General features: G+C 55.6%; 7 protein-coding genes. 3 read left to right on the top strand and 4 right to left on the bottom strand.

The window, feature by feature from the left end:
- Nucleotides 1-102: 102 nt before the first annotated feature.
- On the top strand, nucleotides 103-1449 hold the full coding sequence (locus tag PSR63_RS08190) for an AAA family ATPase (protein ID WP_274332280.1): 1347 nt from the start codon (nucleotides 103-105) through the stop codon (nucleotides 1447-1449).
- Nucleotides 1446-2714 carry a tetratricopeptide repeat protein gene (locus PSR63_RS08185; protein ID WP_274332278.1) on the top strand — a complete coding sequence of 423 codons (1269 nt, stop codon included), beginning with the start codon at nucleotides 1446-1448 and terminating at the stop codon, nucleotides 2712-2714. Before PSR63_RS08190 ends, PSR63_RS08185 begins: the two co-directional genes overlap by 4 nt.
- 86 nt (nucleotides 2715-2800) lie before the next feature.
- On the opposite strand, the gene PSR63_RS08180 is transcribed toward PSR63_RS08185, so the two are convergent.
- The 3 genes from PSR63_RS08180 to PSR63_RS08170 are packed head-to-tail and all read right to left on the bottom strand — an operon-like array spanning nucleotide 2801 to nucleotide 7559.
- Nucleotides 2801-4147, bottom strand: a complete 1347-nt coding sequence (locus PSR63_RS08180; protein WP_274332277.1) for a sulfatase family protein — start codon at nucleotides 4145-4147, stop codon at nucleotides 2801-2803.
- Nucleotides 4148-4191: 44 nt separating this feature from the next.
- Entirely contained in the window at nucleotides 4192-5814 is a 1623-nt protein-coding gene (locus tag PSR63_RS08175; RefSeq protein WP_274332275.1) for an arylsulfatase, read from the bottom strand.
- Between the two features lie 20 nt (nucleotides 5815-5834).
- Entirely contained in the window at nucleotides 5835-7559 is a 1725-nt protein-coding gene (locus PSR63_RS08170; protein ID WP_274332273.1) for an arylsulfatase, read from the bottom strand.
- Between the two features lie 187 nt (nucleotides 7560-7746).
- On the opposite strand from PSR63_RS08170, the gene treZ reads away from it, so the two are divergent.
- On the top strand, nucleotides 7747-9552 hold the full coding sequence (gene treZ / locus PSR63_RS08165) for a malto-oligosyltrehalose trehalohydrolase (protein ID WP_274332271.1): 1806 nt from the start codon (nucleotides 7747-7749) through the stop codon (nucleotides 9550-9552).
- Nucleotides 9553-9648: 96 nt separating this feature from the next.
- Here the strand turns inward: treZ and PSR63_RS08160 are convergent, their stop codons facing one another.
- Nucleotides 9649-11511, bottom strand: coding sequence for a methyl-accepting chemotaxis protein (locus PSR63_RS08160; RefSeq protein WP_274332270.1), 1863 nt, complete (start codon nucleotides 11509-11511; stop codon nucleotides 9649-9651).
- Nucleotides 11512-11875: the final 364 nt, after the last annotated feature.

Here is an 11875-nt window from a genome sequence, read left to right as displayed (position 1 = left end):
ATCTCGGAAAAATGCCCGAGGGAGAGTGGGCAAGGCATCCCCCACATGGCATCATAGGGGGAATCCCTCGAACTGGCTTTTCGCTGCAGATAATGGGTGTCTATGAGTTCTTCTGAAGAATCGCTCCGCGCGCTGGAAGAGGCGCTGCGCTTTAGCCCGGACAATATCCCTTTGCGTTCTCACTTGGCCGATACGCTTTTCCGCTTGGGAAAGTTTGAGTCGGCGATCGACCATTTCAAAGAGCTATCGCGGATCGAGCCCCATAACCAAGACTGGCCGCTCCGCTTGGCCGACTCGTTTCTGCAAAACAATCAGATTGGTGAAGCCGCCGTGGTCATCGAACGTGTTGTGCATGGCAGAGACGCTTCGCCGGCAGCGCACCTGTTGGCTTCGCGGATTGCCATGGCTGAGGGGAACATCTCTTCAGCCGTTTATCACTACAAGACAGCGATTGATCTTGATCCGGAACTGGAAGATGAAGAACTAAGCGAACGCCTAGGCGTGGGTGCCCAGTTCGAGGAGAGCGAAGTCGTTGACGGGCGAATTCGCATAGGTTCGGGAGATGGGCAGGGGGATGTCAGTGCATCGGTAGAACGTCCCAAAATTAAGTTTGCGGATGTCGGCGGCATGGAAAATCTCAAGGAAGAGATCCGCATGAAGATCATTTACCCGATGCAAAACCCCGAGATCTACAAGGCCTACGGCAAAACAATCGGCGGCGGGATCATGATGTATGGCCCGCCGGGTTGTGGAAAGACGCACCTGGCCAGGGCCACCGCTGGTGAGATCGACGCGAATTTCATCAGCATCGGCATCAACGATGTCCTGGATATGTGGATGGGTAACAGCGAACGCAATTTGCATCAGCTGTTTCAGCTTGCCCGTAACAGCAGCCCGTGCGTGATCTTCTTTGACGAGGTCGATGCACTGGGTGGACGTCGCAGCGATATGAACGGCGGTAGTGCCCGGCAGCTGATCAATCAGTTTCTGGCCGAGATGGACGGCGCCGAGCATTCCAACGAAGGCGTGCTGATTCTGGCCGCGACGAATGCACCTTGGCACGTCGATTCCGCGTTTCGCCGGCCAGGACGTTTCGATCGCGTGATCTTTGTTCCGCCACCGGATCAGCCATCGCGGACCGAGATTCTTCAGGTTCTTTGCCAGGGCAAGCCGACCAAGGATGTCGACTTTGCCTACCTGGCCAAGAAGACCGATCAGTTTTCGGGGGCGGATATGAAGGCCGTCGTCGATCTGGCTGTGGAATCGAAATTGAGTGAAGCACTCAAGACCGGAAAGCCGGTGCCGGTATCTGGCAAGGATTTGCTCCATGCGGCCAAGCGGCACAAGCCGACGACTAAGGAGTGGTTTGCAACCGCGAAGAACTATGCCCTGTATGCCAACGAAGGCGGGCTGTACGACGACATCCTCAGCTATATGAAATTGAAATGAGCCAACGACTCCAGCGTGCCTCCATGCTGATCCAGATGCGTCGCTACGATGAGGCGAAACGCGAGCTTACTCTCAGCATGGCGGACGATCCTGAGAACCCCAGCAATCATATGTTGATGGGGTTGTGCCATAGCGAGCTGAAAGAGAACGACCAGGCGATTGAGCATGGTGAATTGGCCGTGCGGATGGCTCCCGACTGGGCGAGGACACATGCCACGCTCGCTTGGATCTACATGAAAGCCCATAAGAACAAAGACGCTAGGTTGGGCGCTGAGCATGCGCTGCAGCTTGATCCGGCCAATACGATGGCGTCCAACGTGATCGCGATTGTTTGCGCCGAGAACAAAGATTGGGAGGGAGCACTCCGTGCGGCGGAAATGACCCTTTCTCACGATCCGGATGATACCGAGGCACTGAATATCCGGGCACTTGCCCTGCGAAGTCAAGGCAAGGCAGGCGCCTCCGTCGAAGAGCTGAAACGCTCTTTACAGATTGATGCCGAAGATGCCACGTCGCACGCTAACCTGGGGTGGACCTATCTTCAGAAGGGCGAGCTCGACAAAGCCGAAACACACTTTCGTGAAGCACTGCGGATCAATCCCGAATTAGATTGGGCACGCCAGGGAGCTCTGGAAACCCTTAAAGCCAAGGTGCCGATCTATCGTTGGATCTTGGGCTATTTTATTTGGATGGCCACCAAGACTGCCGGTATGCAGTGGGTGATCATCATCGGGCTCTACTTCGGCTATAAGGTCATCTACGTCGCCTTGGCCGCCAATCCGGCCACGCAGGTATTCGCCTACGCGTTCATGGCGTTGTATCTGCTATTCTGCGTGACGACTTGGTTCGCCGGGCCGATCTCAGACGCGTTTCTCGTCCTGCACCCGTTTGGACGCATGGTGCTGACCCCGTGGGAACGCTGGGGCGGACTCGCGGTCGGTGCGGCGATCGTACTGACGTTGGCAGCGCTGGCCAGCGAGATTGTCTTGCAGAATGAGCTCGGCCTTGTCCTCGCCATGTGCGTGGGCTTCCCGGCGATTCCAATGGCCATGATGTTTCAATCGCGCGAAGGAACACCACGCAATGTGATGGCCGCGGTGACCGTGGCCGCGTTTGCGATGTCGGTAGGATTCGGCGTAGGAGCGATCTACGGAATGGACAACCTGCCAACGGCAGTCGCTTCGGTTTGCGAGACATGTTCCCGTGGTTTCGTTTTCGTACCACTAGGATCGATTGTCTTGGCGAATATGTTGAGCATGCGGTAAACGATTCCTGACAGGAGGGATATCGAGCAACCTCATGTTTGGCAAGTTGTCCGATACCGCTCCGATGGCCAGGCAAGGCATCGACACTACTCAGCACTGAGCAGGATAGGTTCTCCGAACACCTTCTGCTGATCCCCTTGCTCTTTCATCCAGGTATCTAGCTGATCGCTCATCTTGGCCAGGGTTTCCGCGTGTGCGGGGTCAGTGGCGAGGTTGTTTTGCTCGGTGGGATCGGCCTGCAGGTCGTACAGTTCGACTGCGGGACGTTGGAGGTATCGCTTCACCTTGCGGGCTGCCTCGGGGACGTTCTGGGCCTTCGCGACCCAGCTTCCCCAGTAGGGTTGAGGACGGTTGTCTCCCAGGATGTGTGACGTGAACTTGAACTCAGGGTGAAGGTTGCGGATGTACTTCCATCGCGCCGTACGGATACTGCGTGTGGGATAGACATTCTTATTGCCGTCGCCGCTATGCACGGTGAAGATGACGTCACGATGCGTATCCGTTTCGCCTGTGAGTACCGGTAGGAAAGAACGCCCGTCGAGTTCTTCCGGGGCCGTTTGACCCGCCACGGCGTAAAGTGTTGGCAGGATGTCGACCCACGAAACCATCGCATCGGTACGCTTGCCGGTGGCGATCTTGCCGGGCCAGACAGCAATCATGGGCGTGCGGATTCCTTCGTCGTAGAGGGTCCACTTGCCGAAAGGCCACTGAGCACCGTGATCGCTCGTGTGCAGAAACAGCGTGTCGTCGCCGAGCTTCTTGTAGGTGGCGTCGAAGACTTCTCCCAGTTCCCGATCCATTGTCTTGATGGCCTGGTAGTAGCGAGCACGAGCAATGCGAGTCTGGGGTGTATGGACGTGGTGCAGCGGGATCTTGATCGATTCAGGATCGATGTCTTCCGGCTCGGGCCAGGGAACATGCGGCCAGTTGGTGCCGACGAACAGGAGGAGCGGTTTGTCGCTCTCGCGGGCATCAAGCCACTTGAGCGCTTCCGGCACAGCAACGTCTTCGTGGTAATTGAAGTGCCGGGCGATATCGAAGCCATATTCAGGCGTCTGTCGATAGTGCCCCACTTTGCCGAACGAGACTACCTCGTACCCTAACTCTTGAAAGTAGGCCGGTAGCTTCTTGATCTCTTCCCTGGGGCGCGAGTGATTCGGCTCGGCGCCGTTTCGCGACGGCATCAGTCCGGTCAGCAAGGCCGCACGACTGGGGGCACATGACGGCGAGGCCACAAAGGCCTGATCGAATGTGAGACCCTGCTTGGCGATTCGCTCCATGTTGGGCGTCTTCAAGTCAGGCGAACCATACAGCGACGAATCGACGATTGTATGGTCATCCGAAAGGAATACGACAATATCAGGCAGATCTGCCGCCGATAGCTGGCTGGCGGAACATGCCAAGAAGAAAAGTCCGAGAAGAGCGAAACGCATGAAGAGGCTCCTTGCAGGGAGAATCAATTCGAGGAATGGGGAAGCTAGTTGGCTGGTTTTACGCGGTCAAACCAGGTTTGCCATTGTTGCTTCATTTGTTGAAGTCGCTGGGGATGATCGCTGGCGACGTTGTTAGTTTCCGTGCGATCTTCGGCCAGGTGGTACAGTTCCCATTTGCCGTTCTGCTTCGGTTGAACGAGCTTCCAGCCATCGGCAATCACCGCTTTGCCCCCTTCGTGCTCGAAGAAGAGTTGATCGTGACCGGCACGCTTCTCGCCGCGGAGGATCGCCGAGAGTGATTGGCCTTCCAGTGGCGTGATTTCATGACCGTCGAAGCTCTTTGGGTAATTAGCACCAGCAATTTCGAGACACGTTGGCATGATGTCCATCACATGGCCAGGCTGATCGGTCAGTGAACCAGGCTCGGTCTTCAAGCCACTTGGCCAGTGAGCGATCATCGGCGTATGGGTGCCGCCCTCGAACGACTGCGCCTTCCAGTAGCGGAACGGCGTATTGGCGGCGTTGGCCCAGTACGAGCCAATGTAGCCCCAGGTCGCTTCACTGCCTGGATTGAAGACTCCTTCGTACTGAATGCTACGCCCATCGCGAGTTTCGTTCGGACGATCGAAGCCTGGGTTGAGGTAGCGTTCCGGCGATGCGCCATTGTCCGCGATGACCAGGATCAACGTGTTATCGAATCGTTCGGTTGACTTGAGTGTTTCCACGATGCGACCGATGCCTTGGTCGACGCAATCGACCATGCCCGCATGGACGGCCATCAGTTGGGCCATGTGCTTACGATGTTCGTCGTCCATGGCCTGCCAGTCAGGTCCTTCGCCTTGCAGTTGCGGCTTGGGGAAGGTCTGGGGATCGATCAAACCCAGTTCAATCATGCGGGCATAACGATCGTTGCGCAGCGTTTGCCATCCTTCAACGTAGGTCTTTTCATACTTGGCGATGTCCTCTGGCTTGGCATGCAAAGGCCAATGGGGGGCCGTATGGGCGACGTAGAGGAAGAATGGGGCGTCCTTTCGCGACATCGTCTCGATGTACTCGACAGCTTTGTCGGTGATGGCATCGGTCATGTAAAAGTCATCCGGAACGTCTTTCACGATCTTCGTTCCGTCGACCAGCGAAAAGGGATCGAAGTAGTTCACGACACCCCAGACCGGTCCATAGTGACGCTGGAATCCTCGATTGGCCGGATAGGTTTCGAGTGGAGCAAATGGGCGATCGAAGTCGGCTTGGTGATTGAGCCAATCGAGTTGCTTCTGTCGATCATCGATCGGATTGGTTTGACTCAGGTGCCACTTCCCGGCCATCGCTGTTTGATAGCCTGCTTGTCCCAGGGCCTCCGCGATGGTGACACCATTCTTCGTAAGGGAACGTCCATTGCGGATGAGACCCACCTGATGCGGATACAGTCCTGTGAGCAGGGCCGCACGTGTCGGACAGCATCGGGCACAATTGTAAAACGAGGTAAAACGCAAGCCATGTTGGGCCAGCGAATCGATGTTGGGCGTCTGGATTTCACCGCCGTAGCAGCCGAGATCGGAGTACCCCAAATCGTCGAGCATGATCACGACGATATTGGGGCGATCGTCGGCTTGAACGATCGACGAAAGTAGTAGCACGCACAGACATGCCAAAGAGAAACGGAATTTCATGGGGAATATTCTCGAGTGATTTACTTCTTGCCTAGATGCCCCCAAGGCCATGGGAGAACGTCCGATGCTTCCGCCCAGGCCTGCCATTGATTGGCCATCTTCTGGACGCGTTCGGGGTGCTGACTAGCCAAGTCGTGTTGTTCAGTACGATCGGCTTCCATGTCGTACAGTTCCCACGGGGTGGTTTTGCCAGTGCCCATCTTGCCGTAGCGAACGATCTTCCACTTGCCATCACGCACAGCACAATTTGCTTCGTGCTCCCAGAAGATCGGTGTCTTGCGTTGGATCTCGTTGCCGGTAAAAGCGGCCGCCAGGCTCACGCCTGGAAGTGGCGTGATGTTGTTGCCGTTGACCTGTTCGGGGTAACTGGCTTTCCCGACATCCACGCAGGTAGCCATGATGTCGATCAGGTGGCTGGGGGTATGGTCGAGCTTGCCATTCTGCTCGGCGTCGATTCCTTTCGGCCAATGAACGATCAGCGGTGTCGAGATGCCTCCTTCGTGAACCCAGTGTTTGTATTCGCGGAAAGGAGTGTTGGAGACGTTTGCCCAATCTCGACCATAGGCAATGTACGTATCCTCGGCACCTGGCATCGTTTCCGGGCCATGACGAACCGGTCGTCCGTCACGAGTGAACTTGGGAATGATATCCAATTGCAATTCATCGCTTGCCATGGCCGGGCGGGCCTCGGGCAGATTCTTATCGCTGCCACGTCCGACCCCTTCGGCACAGCCACCGTTGTCTTGCATGAAGAAGATGACCGTGTTGTCGAAGTCGCCCGATTCTTTCAGGCTGGCCGTGATCTTGGCAATGTTTTGGTCCATGCGATCGATCATTGCCGCGTAGACTTTCATGTTGTGGATTTCCCACTCTTTGTGTTTTACTTTGTCCCAGTCGCCGGCTTGTTGTGACATTTCCCAGGATGCGTCGATCAGTCCCAGTTGCTTCAGCTTGGCGAGACGATTCTCACGGATCTCGGTGAAGCCGTTGTCGTACACGCCGTCGTACTTGGCGATATCTTCCGGCAAAGCATGCATCGGCCAGTGGGCGGCCGTGAAGGCGACATAAAGAAAGAAGGGGTTGTCGTCAGTGGATTGCTCGTGATGCTGCTTCAGGAAGCGGACTGCGTTGTCTCCGATAGCATCGGTGTAGTAGTACAACTCAGGCTGGTATTCGGGATCGTTCTCGGGAGTGATCAGCGTATTGTCACGACATAGAGCAGCCGGATCATAAAAGCTACCAGCTCCGGTGATCGTGCCATAGAAGTGATCGAAGCCACGTTGACGCGGCCAATTCTTCTTGGTGCCTTCGGGGCGAATGTTATTGCAGACGTGCCACTTGCCGGTCATGTAGGTTGTGTAGCCTGCTGGCTTCAGGACCTCAGCAATGGTCTGGCAACGTTGATTCAATCCCATCTGAAAGCCTGGGAACTTGCTGATGTCGTAGTTGCCGGTCACCATATGTCCGATACCAGCCTGATGCGGATAAAGACCGGAGAGCAACGATGCCCGCGTCGGACAACATCGGGCCGTGTTATAGAATTGCGAGAATCGCAAGCCGTTGTCGGCTAAAGTGTCGAGTGTCGGTGTTTGGATTTCACTTCCGTAGCAGCCAATATCCGAGTAGCCCATGTCATCGGAAAGAATGACGATGATGTTTGGTTGGTCGGCAGCAAACAGGGAAGCGGACGTGACGAAAATCAGAGCGAAGGTCCACGCCGGGACCCAGGAGGAAAGCTTGGTCATGGTGAGTTCTCGAAAAGCAGAGTTGAGAGTGGTGGCTCTGATTGTAGCTAAAAGAAAACCAAAATACGAACCACAAATTATCGAGAAAATGAATCCTTGTCGAATCCGTCCGGCAGCTAAATAATCGAATCTCGGTATTAGATATTTTGCCGTTATTGAAATCCTTTGCATTGGAATTGAGTTCGCTATGCTTCGCGCCTTTGGCCCCCGCCGTCTGGAAGATGGCAACGTCCTGTTCACTGTTCATGCACCAGCGTGTGAGCAGCTTACGCTGCGGATTGAAGGTGAGCACGCACAAGAGTTGCCCATGGATGCGACGGAGGATCGCGTATTCACCGCCACGGCAAACGTAAGCCCTGGGACGCGTTATTGGTTTCGCGTGCCAGACGGAAATCCCAGGCCAGACCCGGCCAGCCGATTTCAACCGGACGGAGTCCATGGCCCATCCCAGTGGACCGATCCAGCCGCTTATCACTGGCGTGATCAGGCATGGAGCGGGCTGCCCAAGGATGAGATGATTCTGTACGAACTACACATCGGTACGTTTACCAAGGAAGGAACGTACCTGGCTGCGATCGATCGATTGGAAGAGTTGGTCGATCTGGGTATTACGGCGATCGAGATCATGCCGGTTGCTCAGTCGGCCGGAAGATGGAACTGGGGATACGACGGAACGAATTTCTTCGCACCACGAAACACTTTCGGAACTCCAGATGAACTGAAGCAACTGGTGGACGTGGCCCATCGGCTAGGGATCGCCATGATTCTGGACGTGGTCTACAACCACTTTGGAGCCGAGGGCAACTACCTGCATCCTTTTGGTGGCTATGTTTCGCCGAGACACCAAACAGTATGGGGAGATGCCCCGCACCTGGATGGTGAAGGCAGTGCGATGATGCGGGACTACATTATCGCGAACGTCCGCTACTGGATTGAAGAGTTTCACTTTGATGGTCTCCGGCTCGATGCCACGCACTGCATCCTGGACGAATCTTCGTCGCACATTGTGGCTGAAGTGGGGGAAGTGTTCGCCCAGATGCAAACGGATCTGGGACGCGAGCTACATCTGATTGCGGAAAGCAATGTTTACGATCCAGAGCTTCTCACGCCGCTTTCCGCCGGAGGGTACGGTTTCGATGCCATCTGGTGCGACGACTTTCTGCATGCGGTAGCTGCCGAGACTCGTCCCGAGGAGCATATGTCGGATCGGCGTTACATCGCCGGCGAGGACATCGATATGGTTCTGCGACGTGGATATGCGTTTCGAGGAACGTTCGAGGAGAAACGTCGCCGCATTCCGCTGGCAGAAGACGGCAACGCAGCGGACTGGGAGTCGTTGATCTTTTCGATTCAGAATCACGACTTCATTGGCAACCATCCCGATGGTCGACGTTTGCATCAGGTCACGTCACATGAGGCCCATCGCGCGGCGGCTGCTTTGATGTTGCTGTTGCCAGCGATTCCGATGCTCTTCATGGGAGAAGAGTTTGCGTCCGAGAAACCTTTCTACTTCTTTGCCGACTTCGGCGATGCGCACCTTCGCGATGCGGTCGAGAAGGGACGTCGTCGCGAGTACCCGCAGCACGACTGGACCGATACCGTGTCTTGCTTGTCGAAGGCTGCGTTTCGGAAATCGCAGATCGGTCTGCGAGAGAAGGGGAGTGAGGAGACGCTACAGTGGTACCGCGAGCTGATTGGTCTCCGAAAGACGTGGAAGAAGCGAGGACTCTTCGGCGGTCCGAATCTTCAGGCACGTTGGGACGCGCTATCCCACGCAGCACTGATACAATATCAGCATGCCGGCGAGTCAGCGTTTGCGATTGTTCGGCTGGGCTCTCCGGACGAAGTGGCCGGCGATGTCCACGTCGAATTGACCGGCGATGTTCTCCTTTCCCAGTGCACACTGCCGATGCCAGATCAAACAAATACTTGGGCAATTGGGACGCTGGGAGTATTGATTGGAGAAGGAGAGATTCGCGGCATCTCGGTATAAGGCCACTTCGCGGTCGGAAGTGAACAAGAAATGGAAAGACTCGGTCGGTAGATGCCGGCCGAGTCTTTTGTTTGCTCCTATCTTCGCTGGGAGTGCTTAGTAGCTGAACTCACTCAACGTTTCGTTCAGCTTCGAGGCCAGCGATGTCATGCGAGTTCCCACGCTGCCGGTCTTGGCGGCGTCGCCTGAGGTTCGCTTGGCAACATCTTCCACCTGGGCGATATTGCGGCTAACTTCGGCACTGGCTTCGGTCGACTGATCGAGACTGTGCGAGACCGATTGAACACCGCCAGCGACGCTGGTGAGCTGCTCGGAGATGCTCTGAGCGACGCAGCGTTGTTCTTCCACGGCGGCAGCGATCGTTGTCGAGATGTTGTGAACTTGCTTCACGACATTGTCGACATCCGAAATCGTTTCCACCGCGAGGCTGGCCGACGACTGAATGCCTGCGATACGCGAGCGAATGTCGTCAGTAGCTTCGGCCGTTTGGCGAGCCAAGGCTTTCACTTCCGTAGCCACCACGGCAAAGCCTCGTCCGGCTTCACCAGCTCGGGAAGCTTCAATCGTCGCATTCAAGGCCAGCAAGTTGGTTTGCTCGGCGATGTCCTGAATCACTTCCGTCACTCGTCCGATCTCTTCAGCGGCTTGACTCAAGAGCTGCATCTTTTCATGACTGCTGCCCACGGTGATTTGAGCCGAGTTCGCAATGGTCGACGACTGCTCGGTGTTATTGGCAATCTCGGAAATGCTGCGGGTCATCTCTTCCACGGCGGTCGAAACCATCGAGAAGCTGTGGTTCATGTCGTGCGTCGTACGCTGAATGTTGGAGATCGACACCGACATTTCTTCCGCCGCTGCAGCAACCGAAGAACTACGTAGCGAGGTGTCTTCCGCACCCTTCGAGAGGCTGCCAGAAGTCTCGTTCAGTTCTGCGGAAGAGGAAACAAGGACTTCCGAATCGTCGGCGATACGGCTGACAACGTTTTGGATCTTCTCCACGAAACGATTGAACGAGTTAGCCAAACGGCCAAATTCGTCGCGTCGATTCATGACGAGACGCTTCGTCAGGTCACCACCGCTGGCGGCAATGCCATCGAGCATGCGAATCGTTTGGTTGAGTGGAGTGATAATCGAGCGGGCAATGAGCACGCCCAAGACCATCGTCAGAGCGATCGCCAAGCCGCCGATGATGAGAAAGCTACTGACCGAAGCGGAAGCCGTTTCTCGAACTTCCTGCGAGGTGGCCACGACCGATTCACGGCTCTCGCTGGCCTTTTGCTCACTTTCGTTGATCAGTTGCTTCTTCTTATCAATCGCTTGCAGAGCGGCAGAAATATCGAGTTGAAGTTGCTCTTTGGCTCCATCCAGTGGATCTCGGAAAGCTTCAAATGCAACAAGCGATTCTGCGGTGAGACGCTGTATCTCTTCTGGATCGAACTCTTGTCCTGGTGCCGATAGCGAAACAATCTTGCGGGTAATGGCTTTCCAGGCATCCAATCGGGCCAGAGACTCATCGAGATGAGCCATGGCTTCGTCACTGAAGATGCCCTCACGAGCTCCGGCAATGCGGCGATCAATTTGGGACAGGTTGTCTTCATGATCCGTGACAAACTGTTGGTATCGTTTCTCGTCCTGGTCACCGGAACGAGCCATGTTGCGGGCCTCGATTTCGGCGATCAGCACCTGGTAGGCATCGCGGTCGGCATCCAGCATCAGGACGATGCTGCCTTGCATCTCTTGCGTTTCGACCAGTTCTTCATTCAGAAACGGAAGGATCTCTGTCTTGAGCAGCGGCGTGATCTTCTCGTCGATCAGCACCAAAAAGTGGTTGTCAACGATGTCGTTCAGGCTGCGGACCTGCTGGGAAAGCGCGGACCACCCGATACCGATCAGCAGTACCAAGGACAGGCAGCTGATCGCTACCAGCCCCCCGATTTTCCCCTTCGTGTTAAGCATCATTCAATCTCCTGCCCCATGGCCATTTTCTGGCCGTCATCATGAATCGTTCGATCAGATTCGTCGCCGCCAATGGCAACGAGACTGCGGAACCCTAGGTTACGTGGTTTGCGCATGGTGTGGATGGATACGAATTCACGCAAATATGACCCTGTTTTTGGCATCTATTGCGGGAATCAACACGAGTTTTGAACCATGAGCAATGAGGAATCACACGAAATGGTGGGTAGGTAGCAATGGACAGGTGGTGCTCACCAGAACCCCACTTGTGGGAATCATTCGTTAAGCTCACCGCAAGTGGCATAACGGCGATTTGCGCTATGCGGGAAACGCCATCCGGCCGCTTTCCGCGCAAATTTGTGTGTTG

The sequence above is a fragment of the Bremerella sp. P1 genome (assembly GCF_028748185.1).
GTDB lineage: Bacteria > Planctomycetota > Planctomycetia > Pirellulales > Pirellulaceae > Bremerella.
Note: the sequence above shows the minus strand (reverse complement) of the source record. Positions and strands in the feature narration are given on the sequence as shown.